We start from the raw sequence: 23,667 nt of genomic DNA, 5'->3' as shown, positions 1-23,667 counted from the left end.
GTGTCGCTAGTCCAGACCACAACGAAGCCGACTCAGCACTGCCCACACTAAATGCGGTGTGAATCGCAGGTGCAGATTGATGGCGAGTTTATCAAGGATGATGGTAATTCACCTGCCCGGCTGAAATTAAAAAGCCGGGTAATTCCCGGCGTTAAGGAGAGTTTACATCTTGGAACTGGCTATCAATGTTCCGGCCATTTTGCGACGCAGATAGGCGATCTGCTGCATGTGCGGCAGATCTTTCGGACAGTTGTCCTGACAGCCCAGCAACGTCATGCAGCCAAATACCCCATCTTGCGAGCCAATCACATGGTAGAAATCATCTACGGTACGGGCATCGCGGCTATCCAGTTCAAAGCGGGCAATTTTCATCATTCCCACCGCACCGACAAAGGTGTCACGCATCTGCGCGGTAGCACAGGCAGAAACACACACGCCACACTCCACACAGCGTTCAAGCTCGTAAAGCTTGGCCGCTTCGTCCGGGTCCATCGGGGCTTCCAAATGATGAATGTCTGCCTGTTGCGGCTGAGGATGCAGCCACAACTTCAAACGCTCCGCCAGTTCACGCATGAATTTACCGGTATTTACCGACAAGTCGCCGATAAGTTCAAAGCCGGGTAATGGCATCAACGTGATCACGGCGTCACGGTATTTAGCCGTGAGCGTACGGCAAGCCAAAGTCGGAAAACCGTTTATCACCATGGCGCAGCTGCCACAAATACCGGCGCGGCAGACAAAATCAAACTGCAATGACGGATCCTGTTCTGCCCGCAGCCGATTCAGCGCGATAAACACGGTCATTCCTGGCGTTTCATCTAACTGATAGTCCACCATTTTAGGGGTATCACCCGGCAGTTGCGGATCGAAACGAAAGATCCTGAAAGTCAGACTACGGCTCATGATTTTTCTCCGCTGGCTAAAAGGTCAGTTAAACGCTGATTCTGCGGTTGCAGATGTTCCGGTAAATCAAACGGCATCAATGCCTGTTGCCGCTGCTGCGGCGTGGCATCTAGCCCCAATGCGGCTTGGATATCAGCAATCTGCTGTTGCCGTTTGGCGGTATCAGGATGCGCAATGGCGTTATCGGCGCCATAACCACGATAACCCGGTGGTAATTCCATCTGCATCACATCCAGCGCTTCATAGCTCAGACTCGGCTCCAGTGCATTGGCGTCCGGCCAGCGGGAAAGGGTACGACACAGCCAGTCTTTATCGTTGCGTTGTGGAAAATCTTCGCGGGCATGAGCGCCGCGACTTTCGGTCCGCGCCAGTGCCCCACAGGCAACCGTCAATGCCACCTTCAGCATGCGCCGCACCCGCAGTGCTTCGGCCAGTTCCGGATTAGCATGACGCTTTTTGCATTTAAGGCGGATATGGCGCGAACGTGCCAACAGCGCTTTTAATTCATCGACGGCCTTTTGCAGTTCCGGGCCATTACGGAAAATGCCGACATAATCCATCATGGTGCGCTGCATATGCAGTTTCAGATCAAAAGCATCTTCACCGTCATCGGTCGCCAACAGGGTATCGATTTCCTGTTGCAGCTCAGTAGCAAACTGTTCCACCAGATGGGTATCGACTTGTAAGTCTTCCTGTTCACAGAAATCGGCAACATAGCTGCCGATGATCATGCCGCCGACTACCGTTTCTGCCAGTGAGTTCCCCCCAAGGCGGTTAAAACCGTGCATATCCCAACACGCGGCTTCGCCGACACTGAATAACCCTTTAAGTTGTGGACTCTCACCCGAAGCCTTAGTGCGAATGCCTCCCATGGAATAGTGTTGCGTCGGCCGCACCGGGATCCATTCATCCGCCGGATCGATGCCGAGGAAGTTTTCACAAATCTCGCGCACTTCGCGCAGGTTGGTTTCAACGTGTTTGCGACCGAGTAAGGTAATATCCAGCCACAGATGCGGTCCATAAGGACTATCAACCCCGAAACCTTTACGCATATGTTCGGTCATACGCCGCGACACAACATCACGAGAAGCCAGCTCTTTTTTCTCCGGCTCATAATCAGGCATAAAACGGTGACCATTTTTATCCCGCAAGATCCCGCCATCGCCACGGCAACCTTCGGTAGTAAGAATGCCCACGGGCACGATCGCCGTAGGGTGGAACTGCACCGCTTCCATATTGCCCAGCGTTGCTACGCCGGTTTCCAGCGCCAGCGCCTGACCGATACCTTCGCAAATCACGGCATTGGTAGAGACTTCATAGATGCGACCATAACCGCCGGTCGCAATAGTGGTACATTTGCCAATATAAGCGCGCAACTCGCCGGTGATTAAGCACCGGGCAATCACCCCGTGACAGCGTTTACCATCATGAATGATCTTCAACGCTTCAATGCGCTCATGCACCGGCACATCCAAAGAGATCGCTTTATTATCGACGGCATACAGCAATGAATGCCCGGTACCATCGGCGGTATAACAAGTGCGCCATTTTTTGGTGCCGCCAAAATCACGAGCATTGATCAGACCATGCGCCGCCTGCGCTTCTTCCAGCGTCACCCGTTCGGCGTTGACCACGACTTGCCTCGGCCCAGCGGTTACCCGCGTCCAGGGCACGCCCCAATTGGCCATTTGCCGCACCGCTTTGGGCGCACAATGCGCAAACATGCGTGCCACAGTTTGATCGCAGCCCCAGTCCGAGCCTTTTACCGTGTCTTGAAAATGGATATCTTCATTATCCCCTTCACCTTTCACCGTGTTCGCCAGACTCGCCTGCATGCCGCCTTGCGCCGCCGCCGAGTGCGACCGCTTCGGCGGAATAAGTGACAGCACCAGTGTATCCAGACCCCGCTGTTTGGCCTCAATAGCCACGCGCAGCCCCGCCAGTCCGGCCCCCACCACCAGTGCATCGGTATAAATGAGTTTCACACTCTCTCCTTTGCGGGATAAACCACATCCCGAACTCTGCTTGCTTTAACACCTCACCCGTCGTCGCCACGCGGGAAAAATAGTTCTGAGATAGGAAAGGAACTCCCGAGACTGCAATAGCCGCTATCTCAGTTTTTATGCTTTGAATTATCAGGGAATAAATGGTGTTACCGGGGTTGTGAGTCCGCGACCAATCACCAGATAGGCCGTTAAACTACAAAGTCCCAGTACGATTAAGTAGCCAATCAGCACTTTGGCTAAGGTACGTAAGCCTTCCCGACGAAAACTGACACCCCACTTCAGCGCTAAGCGATACAAGCCCAACATGGCATGAATGACGACTGCGGGTAACAGCACGATGTAGACCAGCCAGTAGTTATCGTGCCAAACCCGTTCGGCTGACAGATGCGGACCGATTTCCGGATTAGTGATCATGGTGACCAAATGCATCGGCACCAGGAAAAACATCATGAAGCCAGTGATCATTTGCCAGAACCACAGACGACTGTCCTGATGATTGATGAGTATGTTGTGGTTGCGTAGCGCCTGCCACTGCCGCATCTGTGCCGGAAAACGTCTTAGCGCAGTCACAGCGTGAACAACGAGTACCAGTAGCATGAACATGGAAAAAGTTTGCGTGACCAAAGAGGAGCCGTGGCCGCTGCTGGTAAACCAGCCGCCCTCCAGTACATTCGCCAAACGGTAAAACGCTTCTTTGCCCAGCAGGATAGTAGATTCAAAATGCAGGTGTGCCAGCAGAAACAATCCCAGAATAAGGCCGGAGCTACTCTGAAGCACATCTGCAATTGCTGACCAGCGATGGCTTTGCGGATACCCCAACCATTTCTCACCGATACGATATTTAGTTAACATAGTTATTAAAGTTATTTAAGGTCAAATCCGTGAGTCTATCAACATATCGCAACTCGCCTACCTGCCAACTGTCTCAATCGCCTTATGTGATCTTGTTCAATATTTCCACAGATCCAGCCTGACATACGTCACATTTATGACTCGTAACCGGTGGTAATGGTAAGACCAATTACCCCTTATTAATCAGTCGTTTAAATGAATAAAACCAACCAAAGTGTAAGCAGAATACGGATTTTAGGTATATTAAAGGCAACTTATGAAAGTCAGTTTCATCACGCTAGGTAACCTGAAGCCTTTAAGGCGCTGGCAAGATAACCAGCCCTTGCCATACAATATGCGGGTTTATTTTCATACCAAGAGATGCCTTTCATGCCCTGGATCCAACTCCGTATCCACAGCAACAGCGAACACGCTGACGCACTGAGCGACCTGTTAATGGAGCTCGGCAGTGTGTCTATCACCTTTGAAGATGGTAAAGACACACCGATTTTTGAGCCCAAACTAGGTGAAACGCCGTTGTGGGCCGATACCGTGGTTGTCGCACTGTTTGACGCCGGAACCGATCTGGCCCCAGTCATTACAGAGCTGCAGCAGCAATTGCCTTTTCTCCAAGAACAGTTCAACTACAAAATCGAGCAGATCGAAGATAAGGATTGGGTACGTGAATGGATGGACAACTTCCACCCAATTCAATTTGGGCAACGCCTGTGGATCTGCCCCAGTTGGCGCGAGATCCCAGATCCGAATGCGGTCAATGTAATCCTTGACCCAGGTTTAGCGTTCGGTACCGGCACCCATCCCACCACAGCCTTGTGTCTGCAATGGCTCGACAGCCTGGAGCTGAGAGATAAGGAAGTGATCGATTTTGGCTGCGGCTCCGGCATTCTCGCCGTCGCAGCGCTAAAACTCGGGGCAAAATCGGCTATCGGTATCGACATCGATTATCAGGCAATTGATGCATCACGTGACAATGCCACCCGTAATCAAGTGGTAGATCGACTCAGCCTTTACCTGCCACAAGATCAACCGAAAGGTATTCAGGCCGATGTGTTGGTTGCCAATATTCTCGCGGGCCCACTCAGAGAGTTAGCGCCGCAAATCGCGTCGCTGGTGAAACCTGCAGGCAAACTCGCACTGTCAGGTCTGCTCAATGAGCAAGCCGAGGAACTCCGCGAAATCTATAGCGAATGGTTTACCATGGACGCCCCTGCTCACAAAGAAGACTGGAGCCGCTTGACAGGAGTACGCAAATCGCTGTAATGGGCCGCCAAGGCGCGCCACGGCTGATTTCTTAGGTTTTAAAAGTCAAGAAAAAAAGTTTTACTTTAGGTTATTTATTGACCTTTTCATGGCTAGCAAAAAGGCGTACTATAGCGCCCCTTTGAAGCGCTAGGTGAAACCGCGAAATGCAGATTGGCCCCTATCAACTGACAAACCAGCTGATCGTGGCACCAATGGCAGGTGTCACCGATCAGGCCTTCCGTAATCTCTGTCTCCGTTATGGTGCTGCCATGGCAGTGTCAGAGATGCTTTCGTCCAATCCTGAGTTATGGGATACGGACAAAAGTCGCCAGCGCATGAGCCATTCCGGCGAAGAAGGCATACGCTCGGTGCAAATCGCCGGGTCAGATCCCGATGAGATGGCTTGGGCCGCCCGCTACAACGTGGAGCAAGGTGCCCAGATTATCGATATCAACATGGGCTGTCCGGCAAAAAAAGTGAATAAAAAGCTCGCTGGCTCAGCGCTGCTGCAATCACCGGAACTGGTGAAACGCATCCTGGATGCGGTGGTAACAGCAGTGAATGTACCGGTAACGCTGAAGATTCGCACGGGTTGGGACCCAGAGCACAGGAATGGTGTTCAAATCGCCCAGATTGCTGAAGAGAGTGGCATTACCGCCCTGGCGGTACATGGCCGTACAAGGCAGTGCCTATTTAAGGGGGAAGCCGAGTACGACACAATCAAGGCAATCAAACAAAATGTCTCGATACCAGTTATCGCCAATGGGGATATCACCTCACCGGAGAAAGCCCGCCTGGTGCTGGATTACACCGGGGTGGATGCTCTGATGATTGGCCGAGGCGCACAGGGAAGACCATGGATTTTTAAAGAGATCCAGCATTACCTGGACACCGGCAAGTTGCCGGCACCTGTAGACAATGCTGAAAAGCGTCAAGTGATGCTGGAGCATTTGTCCAAACTGTATGATTTGTATGGCGCATATAAAGGCGTTCGCTTTGCCAGAAAACATATAGGTTGGTATCTGAACCAGGAAGAACAGCGCCAATTCCGGGCTGAGTTTAATCAGCTGGAAAGTGCTGCCGAACAGTGTTCCATGGTGGAACATTATTTTGATGAATGTGTACTAGATAAATAAGAGCAGAAACGAATGTTTGATCAGACAACTCACACAGAAGCTCATCCGCTTACCGTAGGCAAAATTGAAACCGCTAACGGCACCATCAAGCCGCAGTTGCTGCGCGACGCTGTAAAACGCGCAGTCAGCAACTTCTTCTCACAGCTGGATGGTCAGGAAGCTCAGGAAGTATATGAAATGGTACTTTGCGAAGTCGAAGCACCTCTGCTTGATATCATTATGCAGCACACCCGTGGCAACCAGACTCGCGCCGCTAACATGCTGGGTATCAACCGCGGCACTCTGCGCAAGAAACTGAAAAAATACGGCATGAACTAATATCGTTTCATAATGTATTAAATTAAAATAAAAAGGCCTTTCCGTAACAAGAAAGGCCTTTTGCTTTTCGTATTTGCACAAAATTTACGTCACTCTACAGCGGTCATTCAGCTAGCATTTCTCGTGAAATATCCCAGTGGAAACCGATAACACCCGCTATTTCCACTGACGGCTATGTAGGTTGTTGTACAGGAGGAAAGGCTCCAATTTATATGACTACAACCATTTTCCCGACCAAGGGGCGCTTCTAGTTGAAGCTGCAATAGCGTGAAAGCTTAACCCTTAACAAAAATTTTCTGTACTAGCTGACACATCTATTTGCTAGTTCCTGAGACCGAATATTGAATTGACACATTTCTGGTCTTCTGGAACTCCTCCAGGGTTTGCCCGCGCATACTGGCGTAAACCTGTGGATTGGAGACACCCAATACGGCTGCCATCTTTTCCAACACAAAGAAAATCGCCCCGTAATGAATCAGTTCAATCCACTGATGTTCACGGAGCATCCGTTGTTCCTCAGCAGTTAATTTATACTCTTGCATCAGTAGCTCTAAATCGTTGAGGAAACGGCGGCGATGTTCAGACTCAATTAGCTGATGCAAGAAAGCATTGATGCGCCATGCCTTGTGGCTGCGCTCCAGCGTAAATGGATGCGTGCCCTCAAGCTTTTCAACCCCCGCGAGCTGATGATTAATATGGTCACGATACTTTTGGATTGCAGCAACATCAGGTGTTTCACCTAAGTCTTCGTAAATCACCGTGGCGATATTGGTCATCGACGGCAGATAGGTGGTTTGATGCACTTTGCGCACTTTATCTGACAGCGCACCACGCATAATCAACCACATAATCACTTCCGCGCCTTCCATCCCCCCGCGTTCAGCGTATTGGGCTAAAGTAACCTCAGTCAGTTTTTCAGGGTCGCTTTCTAGCAACGCTAAGAATTCGTTATCCCACGCCTCATCGTTAAAGCCGCAACGCTCGCCATGGACTTGGTGAGATAAGCCGCCAGTGGCTACCACCGCTACGCGCAGATCTTCAGGGAAACTTTCAATCGCTTTACGTAAGGATTTACCTAGCTTGTAGCAGCGTTTGGCGCTAGGTACCGGGAACTGCAATACTCCGACTTGTAACGGGACGACTGTGCCTTGCCATCCAGTGTCACTGGCAGCAATCATCGACAATGGCGAGAAGAAACCATGGTCGAGAGGCTTTTTCTGAAATACCGACAGATCAAACTCATCAGCCACCAACGCGCTGGCAATATGACGTGATAATTCCGTATGACCTTTGGCCGCAGGATAGTTGCGCGCACCGCCCCCCTCATCTGCAGTCACATAACAATCGTCAACCCCCAGTGCAAAGGCTGAATAGTGGTCAAAGAAGAACGAGGTGATGTGGTCATTAAAAATCATAAACAGCACATCAATCTGCTGTTGTTCTACCCATTGCTGGACCTGACGAAAACCGTCAAAAATAGGTGACCATGCCGGGTCAGCCGCTTTATCGTGGTCCTTTGCAAATGCGATGGTCGGGGAGTGTGATGCGCCGATGCCACCGATAATTTTGGCCATGTTGAATCCTTGAAGTGCTTGATATGTCTTTTGTTATTCAGTCAGAGGTGGCAGGTTAACGGAGGTTAGTGCTGCCACCACTCAGACCTTAAAGTAATCCCAACGCAATCGCCGGAAAGGCGATCAGCAGTGCCAGGCGGACGATGTCCGACATGACAAAGGGCAATACACCTCTAAAAATTTCGGTAATTTTTAGATTAGGTTGCACCGATTTAATCACGAATACGTTCATCCCAACTGGCGGTGTAATAAGCCCTAATTCCACGGTAATTACCGCCACGATGCCAAACCAAATAGGGTTAAAGCCAGCGGACTCGATCAGCGGATACACCACAGGGACGGTCAGCAGCAACATCGCCATACTGTCCATCACACAGCCGAGCAAGACGAATAATGCGAGTACGGCAAACAGCACCATATAAGGAGAAAGATGCAGGCTAGCGACGAATTCCACCAGTGAGAACGAGATACGTGATACCGACAGGAAGTAACCAAAAATCTCTGCACCAATCAACATGAAGAAGATCATCGCCGACATCTGCAGACTTTCTTGGACACATTCACGAAACTGTTTAAAGGTCATGCCGCGAATAATGGCGATGATTAAAGTGCCGACCGCACCAATTGAGGCGGCTTCGGTGGCGGTAAACAAGCCACCATAGATACCGCCAATAATCACGCCGAATACAATGGTAAAAGGGATGAAACCTTTCAGGCCAAGCAGTTTTTCTTTAAAGTTGGTCGCGGGGCCCGGTTGTGCTAACTCAGGTTTGAGCATCACAGTGATGGCGATGGTAATGAAATACAGCAGTAGTCCCAACATGCCAGGGAAGAAGCCAGCGATAAACATCTGCCCCACCGATTGCTCAGTGATCAGCGCATATAATAGTAGCGCTACTGATGGCGGGATCATGATCCCCAAGGTGCCACCCGCCGCTAAGGTGCCTGAAGCAAAGGAGCGGTCATAGCCATTTTTTTCCATCTCAGGTAATGCAACCCGTGCCATACTGGCAGCTGTCGCCATGGATGAACCTGAAATGGCTGCAAAAATACCGCATGACGCCACCCCCGCTAATGCCATACCACCGCGCCAGCTACCAAAAAATGCACGCGCCCCTTCAAACAGTTCTTTAGACATATCCGATTTGGAGGCAAACACCCCCATCAAGATAAATATCGGAATCGGGCTGAAGCTATAGCTGGACATCATCTCAAATGGACCACTACCCAAAATATTCATTGCGGGTTCAAAGGCAACGATCAACGCAAAACCGATAAACCCCGTCAGTGACATCGCCAGCGCGATAGGTAAGCCAAAACATACGACCACTAGCATTACCAAAATGCAGATGGCACCAATTACTGCGGAATCCATCAGTGCGTCTCCAATTCGTGGCCGACAATCATTTGCAGACCGTTGATCAGTGCCGACAGCGATAACACCGCGCTGGCGAACGAAATAATGTTGTAGAAATACCCCACCGAGATATGCAAATCTTGAGTGGTTTCCAGGGTTTCTTTAGCCTCTTGGGCGGAAATGGCAAATTGGTAGCTCATCGCTGCGCCGAGCACCACGTAACCCAACAAAAACAGTCCTTGAATTAACTGCTTGCGACGTTCGCTGAGTTTGGCCGTAAACAGATCGACCGTAACCTGCGATGAAGCAACTGTATGTGGTAAGCAAAAGAACACGGTGATCAACAGGCCATACTTAATCAGTTCAATGCCACCAATAAAGGTGAAATCAACACTGCCTGCGGTCCATTCAAATAGTTTGCGCGTCACGACATCCATCAGTGTCACTACCATCATCGATACAAGCGTGACACCACTGATGGCTTGCATGGTACGGGTTAATGGATACAGCAGTTTACTGGCGGAATTTAACATCTTGGTTCCCCCCGAAGTACGCGATTAGCCAGCAATCGCGTACTGTGACTCTCTGTTACTGACAGGTTTGCGATAACTCTTTCGCTCGAGCGTACACTTTGCGCGCCGGTAGATGTTTGGCTTCCAGTTCTGACAGATATTCTTCCGTCACTTTGTCTAACACTGGTTTCCAGGCGGGATTGTTGATGCCTTCTTTGACTTCAACAATTTCTTGGCCCAGCGCCACCGCTTGTGCACGACCTTTTTTATCCAATTCGTCAAACACCGCACCCGCACGTTTTGACCAAGCCAAACCTGAGTGCTCATCAATCACCTTTTTCAGATCCGCGGGCAGCTTGTTGTAGCTGCGCTTATTCATGGTGACGATAAACGATAGTGTGTATAGACCACCTATATCTGTGTGTTTCTTGGTCAACTCATTGAGACGGAACACTAATGCGCCTTCCCAGGGTAAGCTCACACCATCAATCACCCCATTTTGCATGGCTTGATATGACTCTGGTGCAGGCATCCCCACAGGTTGAGCGCCCACTTGCTCCAGAAACTTCGCCACCACTGCCGATGGACGGCGGATGCGCAAGCCCGCTAGGTCTTCTGGGGTATTGATGGTCTTATCGGTGGTGTGGATCAGCCCCATACCATGAGTGAATAAAAACAGTGGCTTAGTGTTTTTATATTCTTGCGAAATCAGCCCCTCATCGTAGAGGTTTTCGATGATGCAGGAACCGTTTTCCGCGTTCTTGGCGACACCAGGCAGTTCTACCACTTGCGTCAGTGGGAAACGGTTAGCGGTATAGCCTTGAATGGTTGCAGTAATATCGGCAATGCCGTTAACCACAGCGTCATATTGTGCCGGTGGCTTAGCCAACGTTGATGAAGGGTACAGTTCAACCTTAATGCGGCCATTGGACGCCTGCTCAACCTCATCGGCCCAGGCTTGGAAAATCTGTTTGTGTGGCGATGAAACAGCGGGAAAATGGTGCGCAAACCGCAGCGTATATTCGGCGGCCATACTGTTGCAGCTGATACCTAACCCAGCCATTAAACCCACAGCCAATTTAATCATGTTGCGATGCATCTGAAGCTCCTGTAATTCTTGTATGCGCTTGTAGCGCTTAGTTCAGCCTCACCCGAATCCTGCGGTTCCGTGCTACCGGTCCCCAACCGCAATTCGGCAGACTATGCTGAAGTGCTATGTTTTGCTTCTGCGAGTTGAAACCTAGCATCTGGTTTTTCGAGAGAACAATTCGTAAATCCCACCAGCTATTCAAAATTGATATAAGATCTCTCAAGCACATTATCTTTTAGTTTTTTAAATCGTTTTAAATCAATATGATATTTATACATCCATATTCATGAGTTAGTCATTGTTAGCCATAAGTCTAATAAATTCAGGTTCATTCGCCGTCAGAATGCGGATGGTAGCCAGTCACGCTGCCCGCCTGTTGCCGCAACATCTCAATGAAAGCTTGCTGGGTTGCCGTGGGGCGCCAACCCTTACGCATACTGATGCCAATCGGCCGGTAAGCATCACGAATACGAAACGGCAAAATCGCCAGCCAGCCTTCGTCGAGTTCGCGTTGAAACTGATGTGATGAGGTTACAGTTAAGCGGTCACTGCCTTCCAGCAAACTGCGGATCAGAATTTGCGATGAGGTTTCCACCAACCGTTTCGGCGAGGGTTTGTTGGCGTTAGCAAAGAACTGCTCGAAGATGGCACGTGTCGGTGTCCATTGATGCGGCACTACCCAGGAGGCTTGAATTAAATCCTCCATCGTCACTGGACGTTGCATTAGCGGATGGTCGGGCCTAGCGACTATCACCACTTCCGACTGGAAAAACGCTTCCTGTACTACGTCATCAGTGGGCACCGGGAAGCGTAAAGCACCAATCAACAGGTCGATATTGGCGTGCCGCAAATGGTGCAGCAAATCGCTGTAAGGGCCGTCTACCACCGAAATGGTAAAATCGGGATACTGCTCGCTGAAATGCAAAATGGTGTTGGGTAATACCGAAGTTCGAGCCAGCGGCATACTGCCGATTTGCAAGTGACCAGTTTCCCGACTGTGCAACGACGCAATCTCTTCACACGCCTGATTGATTTCGGAGAAGGCTAATTTACTGGCGCGCGACAGGATCAACGCAGCCTTGCCTGGATTAATGCCGGTACTGGTTTTTTCCAATAGTTGTATCTTCAGCAGGGCTTCCAGCTCTTTGATGGAGCGATGAATTGCTGATTGGGCAATGCCGATATTGCGGCCGGCTTCGCTGATGCTGCGCGCTGACGCCATCGCCACTAGTGCCCGCAATTGTGTGGTAGTTAATGCATTGAGCAACAGGTTACAGCGTTGATTATCAATGTTTTTCAGTGCATCACGCAGCCCCTCATGCAACAACTTAAAGGCGCTTTCCACTCGCACGAGCAACAACTCGCCACTGTCGGTGAGATACATGCCTTCGTGTTTCCGCTGGAACAAACTCGTTTCTAACAAGTGCTCCAATTTGGCAATGGCTTGGGTCATCGCCGGCTGCGATAGAAAAACGTTCTCGGAAGCCTTGCTAATACTCTTAGTTCTTGCAACTTCGCAAAAAACTCTCAAGTGTCTGATATTTAGTAATTTATCTATCATTTTTAGATGTGCTTTTTTTGTTAATTGCAGGTGTCCTATCTCAAAAACTAATACCTCTCCACCGAAATTGAAATAGTCAATTAGGCGAGTGCTGCCAATACTCAGCCTACCTTCGACCCAACAAATTTTGTTGAACGGTCATCAGTCGCTTAGTAAAAACAAGAGTGAAAACAGATGATTATTGACTGTCATGGACACTACACCACAACGCCAAAAGCCGTCGGCGATTATCGGCAACGCCAAATTGCGGAAGTGGAAGCCGATCCGTTGTTTAGTGGTGAGAAAGGCACAATTCCGATTAGCGATGATGAAATCATCGACAGCATTGAGCGCAACCAGCTGCGCTTACAGCGGGAACGTGGCACCGACTTGACGATCTTCTCGCCCCGTGCGAGTTGGATGGGGCATCACATTGGCAATCGCTACACCAGTCAGTACTGGACTGAGCATCAAAACGACCTGATCCGCCGTGTTTGCGATCTGTTTCCGAAAAATTTTGCGCCGGTAGCGCAGTTACCGCAGTCGCCAGGCGTCGATCCGGCGTTATCCGTTGCCGAATTGGCGCGCTGTGTTGAACAGATGGGCTTTATCGGCTGCAACCTGAACCCCGACCCATCAGGTGGACACTGGCATGGCCCCTCATTGGCCGACCGCGCTTTCTATCCACTGTACGAAAAGATGTGCGAGCTCGACGTCCCGGCGATGATCCATGTCAGTGGCTCTTGCAATAGCTGCTTTCACACCACGGGTTCGCACTACCTCGGCGCTGATACCACCGGCTTTCAGCAGTTGGTGATGTCCGACGTATTTAAAGACTTCCCTAGCCTGAAAATCATTATTCCACATGGTGGTGGTGCGGTGCCGTATCACTGGGGACGTTTCCGCGGCTTGATGCAGGATCAGGGGTATGCGCCATTGGAGCAATCCGCACTGAAGAACATCTATTTCGACACCTGTGTATATCACCAGAAAGGTATTGATTTACTTCTGGATATTATCCCTATCGACAACATTTTATTCGCTTCAGAGATGATCGGTGCGGTGCGTGGTGTTGACCCAGAAACCGGCCACTTCTTTGACGACACCAAACGCTATATCGACAACAACAGCAAGCTCAGCGCTGCCCAAAAGCAGCAGATTTTTGAAGGCAATGCCCGTCGTGTATTCAGTCGTTTAGCCGTGTAAGGAGCCGTGATGCAACAACATCTCGTAGTACAGACAATTACAAGAGCAGCGCAAGCCACTATCGATGCGCTGGCTAAGTTAGGCGTAGCCACTATTCATGAAGCGCAAGGGCGTAAAGGCCTGTTGGGTGAGCAGTTAAAACCGATCCAACAAGATGTGGCGGTCGCGGGTTCAGCCATTACCATCTCCGGTGCTGCGGGCGATAACTGGATGATGCATGTGGCGATTGAACAGTGCCAAGCCGGTGACATTCTGGTGTTCGCCCCAACCTCACCGTCGAACCATGGTTTCTTTGGCGATTTACTGGCGACTTCGGCACAAGCACGCGGCGTCGTCGGCCTAGTGATCGACGGCGGTGTACGCGATACCCGGATTCTGCGGCAGATGCAGTTTCCGGTGTGGTCTGCCCATGTATTCGCTCAAGGCACCATCAAAGAAACCTTGGGCTCGGTGAACTTGCCTTTGGTCTGCGCCAGTGAGCTGATCAATCCCGGCGACATCATTGTGGCGGACGATGATGGTGTGGTGGTGGTGCGCCGCGAAGAAGCGGAAGTGGTGCTGCAAGAAGCGCTAGCGCGTGAAGCCCGCGAAGAGGCAAAGCGCCTGCGTTTGGCCAACGGTGAGTTGGGACTGGATATCTATGACATGCGCCCACGCCTGGCACAGAAAGGACTGAAATATGTCTGATTCCGCCCGTTGCATGTGGATGCGAGGAGGTACCTCCAAAGGCGCTTATTTCCTCGCAGAAGATCTGCCACAACAGCGCAGCGAACGTGATCAGTTTTTACTGCGGATCATGGGTTCGCCGGATCCGCGCCAGATTGATGGTATTGGCGGTGCGAATCCGTTGACCTCCAAAGTGGCCTTGGTGCAACGCTCTGAAAAATCTGGCATTGATGTCGACTTCCTGTTTTTGCAGGTGTTTGTCGATCAAGCCATCGTCTCCGACGCCCAGCCCTGCGGCAACATTCTCGCCGGAGTTGGCCCTTTCGCCATTGAACGTGGCTTAGTTGCGGCCAAGGCAGATACCACACCAGTGCGGATTTTTACACAGAACAGCGGCCAGATCGCCACGGCTCTCATCAGTACGCCCAAGGGCAAAGTGAATTATCAAGGCTCTGCACGCATCGATGGTGTACCCGGCACAGCTGCTGAAATCCTGATTGAATTCAGCGATATCGCGGGTGCTAACTGTGGTGCACTGCTGCCCACCGGTAATCAACGCGACCTCATTGATGGGATTGCGGTGACTTGCATCGATAACGGCATGCCGGTGGTGCTATTAGCCGCCACAGATTTCGGGCTCAGTGGCAACGAAGCGCCAGAAACGCTGGAACAAAATCCGCGACTGCGGCAACGGCTGGAAGCTATCCGCCTGCAAGCAGGATCACTGATGAACCTTGGCGATGTCAGCCAAAAGTCAGTGCCGAAAATGTGCCTCATCAGTGCGCCACAGCATGGTGGTTGTCTCACGACTCGCACCTTTATTCCGCATCGCTGCCACGACGCCATTGGCGTATTGGGGGCTGTCAGTGTCGCGACCGCTTGTCTACTGGAAGATTCCGTTGCCAGTGAACTGGCACAGCTACCCGCTGGCGATCACAAAAAACTCAGTGTTGAACACCCATCAGGTGAGATGACCGTGGTGTTGACACCTACCAAAGATTCTCAGGAATTTCGCGCCGCAATTTTGCGAACCGCGAGAAAGCTGTTCGATGGAGAGGTATTTGGCTAAGGACCGGCCAAAAAAAATTTACAACAACAACGATCGCGACAATCACCGGGTGGTCATGGGTTGGCCTTTGGGGAATCAGCTACATGGCGTGGGCGTCAGCGAAAATCAAGTACTTGGAGATCAACATGAAACTAACCCAAATTAGCCTGTTACTGGGGGCCACCCTTGGTGTTATGGCGACGGCTCAAGCTGACACTTCGTTTCGCGAGGCATTGCAAAGCGGTAAGGTCGATGGTGAAGTACGTAACGTGGTTACGCAAAGTTCTTACACCGACGCCAAGGCTGAAGCAGGCCCTCTAAATAACAACAATACCGGCAGCAGCGCACTACGCGTCAATTATCAAACCGCAGCGTGGAATGGCTTAACCTTTGCGGTAGGTTTCCAGTCAGGTATCGATTGGGGGTTGCAAGATAAAAGTACCGGTTCCAGCGTGACTGGCGGTGAAGATGAAACGCGTAACACCATTACCTCGACAGGTTTGATCCAAGGTTATGTCAATTACGACTTTGACAAGGCCATAACTAACACCAGTATCCGTGTAGGTCGTCAGAATATCGTCAGCCCTCTGTTGATGAACAGTAGCGCTTGGCCGATGAAAGACGCTTTCGACGCAGTGGTATTTACCAACAAAGATCTGCCGCAAACCGAAGTTCGTTTTATGTACGTCACCCGCTGGTTGATGCGTTATGGCGATGACTCTAACGGTTCTGTCACGCAAACCGACAAGCGTTATGACAACCCGGTATGGTCTGTGTATTTGATGAACAAATCGATCACCGGTCTTGATATCGAGTTGCAGTGGTTAGATAACAATAACAACACACCAGTGGGCGACCCACCAACCGCTGCCGTGACTGCCGATGCATATAAGACCGGTTTTGCCGGTATCGATTATAAGCTGCCGAACTTGCCGCTGACGCTGTCGGCCAAATATATGACCGCGCAGTATGACACCTTGAAAGATTCTGGCGCGTGGGGCGTACAAGCCAAGAGTAAGCTCGATAAATTCTCGTTAAAAGCCGCATACACCAAGATAGACGATGCCAATAACTTCCCCGGGACTTTGGGTCATGTGCCACAGTTCCGCAGTTATAGCGATACCATCACTGATGACATTTTCGCAGGCTTGGGTACGACCTCATTCACAGTTGGCTATGATTTCGGTATCGAGGGTTTCAAGCCACAAGTGACTTACGCCATGTGGAACCAAAGTGATGAAGGCATGGCGGCTAGCGGCAAACATTACGATGGGGGTTCAGAGCTTAACCTGGATTTGAGCTACAAATTTGCCGCAGTTCCGGGCTTGATGACACGTTTACAGCTGGGATTGATGAACTACGACCGCAGTGACGTTGAAGATAATGATATGACGTACATGAAGCTCATGGTGAACTACAGCTTCTAATCAGCCTGCAATCTAATAGTTGTGCTCCCGCCTTTCGTATTCAGTGATGATGCGAAGGGCGTTTTTATTTTTATAACAATACCTTGGCAATCATGTTAAGCGCCAATAACGTCAGCAATATTTTGATGACCGGCTTTATCTGCTCACGTTGCACTTTGTGGCGTAAGCGCGTACCGATAAATGAACCTGCAATGGAGCACAGCGTCATTGTTAGTAACACTGGCAAATAATCCCACAACGCAAATCCCATCACGCCAAACACCGCCAGCTTGGACAGATGGGTAATGGTCATAAACATCGAACTAGTGGCGATCACCTCATTGTGATCATCAATGTGTTTATTGAGAATGCTTAATCCCAGCGGGCCGGTGGCGCCCACCACCAATCCTAAACCTGTTTGCAGAAAGCCCACCAGATAGAAGTTTTCATAACGCAGGATCAACCGTGCAAACCAGGTACTCCAGGTGTTCAGTAACAAATAGATACCAATCGCCAGCGGAATATAATCACTGTGAATATTGAGCAGTAGCCAACCAAATACGGCGATACCGGCGATAGAGCCAATTAAGAATGGCCATAGCAGCTGACGATTAACGTTTTGCAGATCAAACGCCATCCGAGAGGCGTTGCTGGCCAACTGAGTAAAGCCGTGAATGGGGATAATCACCGCCGCGGGCAGAAACAACGGCATCACAGCGATAAGCAACATACCACCGCCGAAACCAATAATGGCGGTGACAATTGAAGTGACGGCAGCAATTAATCCTAAAGCAAGCTCAATGGGCACAACGAGTCCAGAGTGGAAAAACACGGCTATCCAATAGTATCAACATAATAACGTGACTGCTGAACGAATGATGAAATAAGTGGTGCATAGCATGCCGGATTTTGTGCTGAGGTGCTGAGGTGCTGATTTCGAATGCCGAGATTAAGACTCGGCATTTTTATCGTAAATTCGAACGCTTGTTACTTTGCTGACCTTGGCCAACATCCGCAGGTACAGCAACCAACACCAGACAACTTTAGTAGTTTTGGTCTCTAACCGACGGCCAGTCGTTCCTGTCTTTGCCGTTGCACGCGGCTGACAAACCACATCACAAAACCACCAGCAAACAAAGCAGCCGCCACATACCCCGTGGAGTTGGCCGCATAGCCTTTTGCCAACACCATACTGCCGGCCAAGGGGCCGATGGCATTCGCGCTATTAAAGGCACATTGCAGCAGCGCGCCAATAACCGCATGTCCGCCTTTGGCGACCCGCATCAGCATTGCCTGGATCACGGTAGTTAACCCCAGACTGGCGCCCAGCAGGAACACCACACTATACAAAAACCATACATTGTTTGCCGCTTGCACGTAGACCAGCGCCAGCACCGTACAATAGATCAACCCAATGCCGGTAACTTTTGCAACCACACGATCTCTCACCTGACCAAACAGCCAGTTACCCACGGTGGAACCAACCCCGAAAATCACCATCGCAATCGAGATGTAGTAATCCGGCACCTTGGTGACGTCCAACATCGTATCGGCAAGATAAGTATAGAGACAGAACACGCCACCAAATCCGATCACAGCGATACCGACAATTGGCCACACCAGGGGATTTTTCAGTACCGCGAGATCACTGCGTAATCCTTGGCTATCGGCTTGCAGCGAAGGTAAGGTCCGCCACAGAAGTAAGCAGGTCAATAATGCCAATAACGACACCAGTACCAACGACCAACGCCAACTGAAATGTTGTGCCAGCAACGTTGCCACCGGCACACCGACAATCGTCGCAATGGTCAGCCCGGTAAATACCCGCGACATGTACAAGGTGCTGCGACCTTCGGGGGCCAACTTCGCGCCAAATAACAGTGCGGTACCAAAATATGCGCCATGGGGAATACCACTTAAAAAGCGGAATAGCACGATTTGTTCAAATGAGGCAGCCGCTGCACTCAGGCCATTAAAGACAAAGATCATCAATGCAAATAGTACCAAGGCGGTACGTCGGTTCAGCGTTGGTGTCAGTAGCATCAATAACGGCGCACCTACGACAACCCCTAACGCGTAGGCACTGATAATATGCCCTGACTGTGCCGCAGATACCGCGAAACTATCGGCGACCAGCGGCAGCATTGGCATCACCGAAAACTCTGTTAGCCCCAGCGTAAAAGTGCCCATCGCCAGCGCAATCAGGATTAACACCATCTGTTTTCCTGAAGCTATCTGTGTACTACCTGAAGTCATCTTCACACCCTTACGCTGAAATCAATGGTGCCCAAAGTGGGCGGTTTGTTGCCAGATTAAGATGCCGACACTATTAGACGTGGCGTCTTAATAAAAGTGCAGCATGTTAGTCGACCTTCACTCCGCATTCCAATCAACTAATACAGGTCAACATGATAACTGCCGAATAAATATTCAGAAATTACACACACGGCGACATAAAGGCTTACCAGTAAAAAGGTTTTGTATTAAACTAAACTCGTTTTGTTATCCAGATCACATGAATAACAGAAAACGTTACATTAAGCACATCTTAATGTAGCGACAAGGAATTCAGCAAATAAATATAATGTATTAATTTAAAAAGGGATTTTTAGGTTTTCACCCTACCCTTTTATCATCCACTCAATTGTGAGGCAATGTGATATGCGTAAGCGCATCATTTATAGCATTTGTGGTGTGGTGGTTGCCGGACTAGTGTTGTTCGGTATCTACGCCTGGCACCCCGAAATTGCACCTATTACGCCACCAGCCAAGGATCAATTCTCAGCAGAAACCATCGCTCATGGAAAGATGCTGGCTGCCGCTGGTTATTGCAGTACTTGTCACACCGCCTCAGGTGGTCAGGAGTACGCTGGTAACTATCAGATGAATACCGACTTCGGGACTATCTATTCCAGCAACATTACACCTGACCCAGAGACTGGCATTGGTGACTGGTCTGAAGCGGCATTCATTCGTGCCATGCGCACTGGTGTCAGCCGCGATGGTCATCATCTGCTACCGGCCTTCCCTTTTGAACATTTCAACAAGATGACTGATGACGATATCAAATCGATCTATGCCTATATCATGTCATCTGTGCCCGCGGTTAAGCAGGAGAAAAAAGCTAACGGCATTCCGTTCCCGCTGAATATCCGCTTCCTGCAAGCCGGCTGGAAAATGCTGTTTGCTGACACCAGCGCCTTTGCGGAACATACCGACAAATCCGCAGAATGGAATCGTGGGGCCTATCTGGCTGAAGGGATTGCCCACTGCGGTGCCTGCCATACTCCGCGTAATTCTTTAGGTGGTGAAAAGTACAGTCATATGTATGAAGGTGCGCCGATTGATGGTTGGATTGCGCCATCACTGACAGCGACCAGCACCTCACCATTACCGTGGCGCCAACAGGATTTTTATGAATATCTGCGTACCGGTAACTCACCATTCCACGGTAGCGCTGCAGGACCAATGGCTCCCGTTGTCCATCACGGTCTGGCCGCATTGTCCGATAGTGACTTAAAAGCATTGAGTGTGTATTTCGGTGATATAGCAGGTAATAACAGCGACGATCCGGCTGCAAATCCGAAACTGCAAGCGGCCATTAAGGCACAACATCCAATGCCTGATGCCCGTATCAACCAGGGTGCCCGCCTCTATGCTACCGCCTGCGCGTCCTGCCATTTTAGTGGCAACACCTTGAAAAAAGGTCGGCCATTATTGGCGTTGGGCAGTGCGGTGCATCTGGATGAACCAACTAACTTAGTGAACGTGATGCTTGATGGTGTCAGAAGCAACCAAGGTATTCCTGGCGTAGTTATGCCAGCATTCCGCCATGCGCTTAGCGATGATGAAATTGCTGCCATTGCCGAATATCTGCGACATAACGCAGGCGAGCAACCTTGGCCAAATCTACAACAGCAAGTGGGTTTGATCCGTCATCAACCCCGGTTCGAGCAGTAATTCACGGGAGAAGTGAACAAATGGCGAAATTTATTTTAAATGGTAAGCCAGTGGTGGCTGACGTTGATGGCGACACTCCTTTGCTGTGGGTGATCCGTGACGAACTGGACATGACTGGTACCAAATTTGGTTGCGGTATCGGTACTTGTGGTGCCTGTACAGTGCATGTAGGTGGCCGAGCTACCCGTTCCTGTATTACGCCGATATCGGCGGTAGAAGGAGCCAGCATTACCACTATCGAAGGTCTGTCTGAAAAAGGTGATCATCCGTTGCAACAAGCCTGGCAAAAACATCAGGTGCCGCAATGTGGCTATTGCCAATCAGGTCAGATCATGCAGGCGGCTGCGCTGCTGAAAGATATTCCTAATCCGTCAGATGCTGAAATTGACGCGGTAATGGGCGGCAACCTCTGTCGCTGTATGACTTACGTGCGTATTCGTGAAGCGATTCATGAAGCCGCAGACGCGATGAAACAGGGAGCAAAAGATGATCAGGCTGTCTAATAAACGTGAAGCCTCCGGCATGACCCGTCGTGGGTTCCTGGTGGCAATGACGGCGGTTGGTGTTAGCTTTGGTTTCCCGCGCAGCGTGTTTGCTGCAATGGACCCGGCAACTGCCGATGGCAAAGTTCTGCCAGATGAAGGTTCGCTGTACGAACCGTCACTGTGGTATTCCATCGATCAGGCCGGCAAAGTTAAAGTCAACATTATCCGTGCAGAGATGGGCCAGCATGTGGGGACCTCTATCGCCCGCATTCTGGCTGATGAGCTCGAAGTACCTTGGGAAAACGTGGAAATTGTTCACGTTGATAGCGCCAAGAAATGGGGATTGATGGTCACTGGTGGTAGCTGGTCAGTATCACAGAGTTGGCCAGTATACCGTCAGGCAGGGGCAGCCGGCCGTACCGCACTGATTGAAGCAGCGGCTAAGAAATGGGGCGTTTCACCACACGCCTGTGAAGCCCACAATGGTAAAGTCATCTCTGGCAACCGCGAGATCAGCTACGGTGATTTAGTCGCGATGGGACTGACCCGTCAGTTCACCGCTGATGAACTGAAGGCATTGCCGCTGAAACCCAATGATGATTTGAAGCTGGTTGGTAAAGCCGTGACTTCGTTGGATATTGCCAACAAAACCACCGGTAAAGCGATTTTTGGTATCGATGCCAAAGTCGAGGGGATGGTGTATGCCGCACCTTTGCTGCCGCCAACCCGTTATGGTTCCAAAGTCACCCAAATGGATGATAGCGAAGCCAAAACCGTGAAAGGCTACCAGCAGACACTCGTTCTGGACGACCCAAGTGGCACAGTCCCAGGCTGGGTGATGGTGATTGCCGACAGCTTTATGGCTGCACAAAAAGCTGCCGCAAAAGTGAAAGTCAGCTGGGAGGCGGGTGCTGCAGCGAAAGTATCAGAAGCGGATATTATCAATCATGGCCGTGAGCTGCTGAAAGACAGCAGTAAAGGCGCCATTCTTGATACCGGTGATACCAATACCGATGCCGTATTTGCCAAAGCTAGCGACACCATTGAACATGAATATCTGACGGCAACTGTACTGCATGCACAGATGGAGCCACTGAATGCCCTGGTGTTCAAAAATCAGGACGGCATTTGGGAAGTTCATTCGGGTTGTCAGTGGCAATCGCTGACCACGCCGGTGGTGGCCAAAGCTCTGGGTGTCAGTGAACATGAAGTGACCATTCGGGCGTATTTGCTCGGCGGTGGTTTCGGTCGCCGTCTGAACGGTGACTACACCGTTCCCGCTGCATTAGCCTCTAAGGCGCTGGGCGGAAAACCGGTCAAGATGCTAATGATGCGACCACAAGATTTGGCGTTCGACAGCCCACGTTCTGCATCCGTACAGCAACTGAAAATGGCCTTTGACGAAAACAAAGGCGTGATCGCGATGGAACATTCTGCCACTGCGGGCTGGCCAACCGAAGTGATGATCCCGGTATTTATGCCTAAAGGCATCAATGGTCAACCGTTTGACCCGTTCTCCATCGCTGGAGCGGATCACTGGTACACCGTCGGGGCGCAAAAGGTACGTGCCGTTTCCAACGACTTGGCGAACGATTCTTTCCGTCCCGGATGGTTACGTTCAGTTAGCCCAGGTTGGGTAGGTTGGGCGGTAGAAAGCTTTATGGATGAAGCAGCTCACCACGCAGGCAAAGATCCGCTGGAGTTTCGTCTGGGATTGCTGACGGCTGAAGGTCGTAATGCGGGTAGTGGTCCAATCGCTGCCGGTGGCGCCAGTCGTCAGGCTGCCGTATTGAAAAAGGCTGCCGCAATGATTGGTTGGGGTGCCCCGCAACCAGAAGGTACCGGACTGGGCATCGCGTCCACTTTTGGTCAGGAACGTGATATGCCAACCTGGGTAGCGGTTGCCGCGCAGGTGCATGTTGATAAAGCAACAGGGCTGGTAGATGTGCAGAAGCTGTACGTTGTGGTAGATGCCGGCATTATTGTTGACCCGAATGGTGCAGAAGCCCAATGCCAGGGCGCTGCACTCTGGGGCTTATCGATGGCACTGTACGAAGGAACTGAACTGGTTAATGGCAAGTTCAAAGATGGTAACTTCGATACATACACACCGCTGCGTATTGGCCAGACTCCGGAAGTCAAAATCGAGTTTATGCCCAGCAAGATGGCCCCCTCTGGTTTAGGTGAGCCGGCAGTAACCCCTGTAGCACCGGCGATTGCCAATGCTATCTATAATGCGGTTGGGGTAAGACTGAGAAAAATCCCGATGACGCCGGATGACGTTAAAACTGCACTTAAGGCATAAGCCTTAGACAATAAAGCCCGATGATTGTGTCGGGCTTTATTTCATCAATCGCTAAGCTAAG

At 50.6% G+C, this 23,667-nt stretch carries 20 protein-coding genes; 10 read left to right on the top strand and 10 right to left on the bottom strand.

Going from position 1 to position 23,667, the window contains the following annotated elements; translation table 11 throughout:
- Positions 1–162 precede the first annotated feature (162 nt).
- The 3 genes from KDN34_RS01935 to KDN34_RS01925 all read right to left on the bottom strand — a co-directional run bounded on the left by KDN34_RS01935 (position 163) and on the right by KDN34_RS01925 (position 3,761).
- Complete coding sequence (locus KDN34_RS01935) at positions 163–903, bottom strand: fumarate reductase iron-sulfur subunit (protein ID WP_212595270.1); 741 nt, start codon at positions 901–903, stop codon at positions 163–165.
- Positions 900–2,888 carry a fumarate reductase flavoprotein subunit gene (locus tag KDN34_RS01930; protein ID WP_212595269.1) on the bottom strand — a complete coding sequence of 663 codons (1,989 nt, stop codon included), beginning with the start codon at positions 2,886–2,888 and terminating at the stop codon, positions 900–902. The genes KDN34_RS01935 and KDN34_RS01930 overlap by 4 nt, the downstream gene beginning before the upstream one ends.
- Before the next feature lie 150 nt (positions 2,889–3,038).
- Positions 3,039–3,761 carry a fumarate reductase cytochrome b subunit gene (locus KDN34_RS01925; RefSeq protein ID WP_212595268.1) on the bottom strand — a complete coding sequence of 241 codons (723 nt, stop codon included), beginning with the start codon at positions 3,759–3,761 and terminating at the stop codon, positions 3,039–3,041.
- 369 nt (positions 3,762–4,130) lie between these two features.
- On the opposite strand from KDN34_RS01925, the gene prmA reads away from it, so the two are divergent.
- From prmA to fis, 3 genes are all read left to right on the top strand, one after another.
- On the top strand, positions 4,131–5,021 hold the full coding sequence (prmA, locus tag KDN34_RS01920; protein WP_212595267.1) for a 50S ribosomal protein L11 methyltransferase: 891 nt from the start codon (positions 4,131–4,133) through the stop codon (positions 5,019–5,021).
- 146 nt (positions 5,022–5,167) lie between these two features.
- Complete coding sequence (dusB, locus tag KDN34_RS01915) at positions 5,168–6,139, top strand: tRNA dihydrouridine synthase DusB (protein ID WP_212595266.1); 972 nt, start codon at positions 5,168–5,170, stop codon at positions 6,137–6,139.
- Positions 6,140–6,151: 12 nt separating this feature from the next.
- Positions 6,152–6,457 (top strand): DNA-binding transcriptional regulator Fis, encoded by a 306-nt coding sequence (fis, locus tag KDN34_RS01910; RefSeq protein WP_037441607.1) that lies wholly within the window; start codon positions 6,152–6,154, stop codon positions 6,455–6,457.
- Positions 6,458–6,771: 314 nt separating this feature from the next.
- Here fis and KDN34_RS01905 read toward each other — a convergent pair whose 3' ends face one another.
- From KDN34_RS01905 to KDN34_RS01885, 5 genes are all read right to left on the bottom strand, one after another.
- Entirely contained in the window at positions 6,772–8,031 is a 1,260-nt protein-coding gene (locus tag KDN34_RS01905; protein ID WP_212595265.1) for a gallate dioxygenase, read from the bottom strand.
- Between the two features lie 88 nt (positions 8,032–8,119).
- Positions 8,120–9,406, bottom strand: a complete 1,287-nt coding sequence (locus KDN34_RS01900; RefSeq protein WP_212595264.1) for a TRAP transporter large permease — start codon at positions 9,404–9,406, stop codon at positions 8,120–8,122.
- Positions 9,406–9,921, bottom strand: coding sequence for a TRAP transporter small permease (locus KDN34_RS01895; protein WP_212595263.1), 516 nt, complete (start codon positions 9,919–9,921; stop codon positions 9,406–9,408). Before KDN34_RS01895 ends, KDN34_RS01900 begins: the two co-directional genes overlap by 1 nt.
- A gap of 55 nt (positions 9,922–9,976) precedes the next feature.
- Positions 9,977–10,999 (bottom strand): TRAP transporter substrate-binding protein, encoded by a 1,023-nt coding sequence (locus KDN34_RS01890; RefSeq protein ID WP_212595262.1) that lies wholly within the window; start codon positions 10,997–10,999, stop codon positions 9,977–9,979.
- A gap of 319 nt (positions 11,000–11,318) precedes the next feature.
- A complete protein-coding gene (locus tag KDN34_RS01885) occupies positions 11,319–12,551 on the bottom strand; it encodes a LysR family transcriptional regulator (protein ID WP_212595261.1) in 1,233 nt (410 codons plus the stop codon).
- Positions 12,552–12,725: 174 nt separating this feature from the next.
- On the opposite strand from KDN34_RS01885, the gene KDN34_RS01880 reads away from it, so the two are divergent.
- The 4 genes from KDN34_RS01880 to KDN34_RS01865 all read left to right on the top strand — a co-directional run bounded on the left by KDN34_RS01880 (position 12,726) and on the right by KDN34_RS01865 (position 16,877).
- Entirely contained in the window at positions 12,726–13,736 is a 1,011-nt protein-coding gene (locus KDN34_RS01880; protein WP_212595260.1) for an amidohydrolase family protein, read from the top strand.
- Between the two features lie 9 nt (positions 13,737–13,745).
- The gene (locus KDN34_RS01875; protein WP_212595259.1) at positions 13,746–14,423 is read left to right on the top strand and encodes a 4-carboxy-4-hydroxy-2-oxoadipate aldolase/oxaloacetate decarboxylase; all 678 of its coding nucleotides are present in this window, start codon (positions 13,746–13,748) and stop codon (positions 14,421–14,423) included.
- Positions 14,416–15,471 (top strand): 4-oxalomesaconate tautomerase, encoded by a 1,056-nt coding sequence (locus KDN34_RS01870; RefSeq protein WP_228730394.1) that lies wholly within the window; start codon positions 14,416–14,418, stop codon positions 15,469–15,471. The genes KDN34_RS01875 and KDN34_RS01870 overlap by 8 nt, the downstream gene beginning before the upstream one ends.
- A 125-nt stretch (positions 15,472–15,596) precedes the next feature.
- The gene (locus KDN34_RS01865; RefSeq protein ID WP_212595258.1) at positions 15,597–16,877 is read left to right on the top strand and encodes a hypothetical protein; all 1,281 of its coding nucleotides are present in this window, start codon (positions 15,597–15,599) and stop codon (positions 16,875–16,877) included.
- Positions 16,878–16,947: 70 nt separating this feature from the next.
- Here the strand turns inward: KDN34_RS01865 and KDN34_RS01860 are convergent, their stop codons facing one another.
- The gene (locus tag KDN34_RS01860; protein ID WP_212595257.1) at positions 16,948–17,664 is read right to left on the bottom strand and encodes a sulfite exporter TauE/SafE family protein; all 717 of its coding nucleotides are present in this window, start codon (positions 17,662–17,664) and stop codon (positions 16,948–16,950) included.
- Positions 17,665–17,915: 251 nt separating this feature from the next.
- Positions 17,916–19,112, bottom strand: coding sequence for an MFS transporter (locus KDN34_RS01855; protein WP_212595256.1), 1,197 nt, complete (start codon positions 19,110–19,112; stop codon positions 17,916–17,918).
- Between the two features lie 405 nt (positions 19,113–19,517).
- Between KDN34_RS01855 and KDN34_RS01850 the strand changes: the two genes are divergently transcribed.
- The 3 genes from KDN34_RS01850 to KDN34_RS01840 are packed head-to-tail and all read left to right on the top strand — an operon-like array spanning position 19,518 to position 23,606.
- Positions 19,518–20,816, top strand: coding sequence for a cytochrome c (locus KDN34_RS01850; protein WP_212595255.1), 1,299 nt, complete (start codon positions 19,518–19,520; stop codon positions 20,814–20,816).
- A gap of 20 nt (positions 20,817–20,836) precedes the next feature.
- Positions 20,837–21,319 (top strand): (2Fe-2S)-binding protein, encoded by a 483-nt coding sequence (locus tag KDN34_RS01845; protein WP_212595254.1) that lies wholly within the window; start codon positions 20,837–20,839, stop codon positions 21,317–21,319.
- Positions 21,303–23,606 carry a xanthine dehydrogenase family protein molybdopterin-binding subunit gene (locus tag KDN34_RS01840; RefSeq protein ID WP_212595253.1) on the top strand — a complete coding sequence of 768 codons (2,304 nt, stop codon included), beginning with the start codon at positions 21,303–21,305 and terminating at the stop codon, positions 23,604–23,606. The genes KDN34_RS01845 and KDN34_RS01840 overlap by 17 nt, the downstream gene beginning before the upstream one ends.
- The last annotated feature ends 61 nt before the right edge of the window (positions 23,607–23,667 follow it).

Source organism: Shewanella yunxiaonensis (assembly GCF_018223345.1).
GTDB classification, from domain to species: domain Bacteria; phylum Pseudomonadota; class Gammaproteobacteria; order Enterobacterales; family Shewanellaceae; genus Shewanella; species Shewanella yunxiaonensis.
This window is presented reverse-complemented; position numbering and strand designations above follow the sequence as displayed.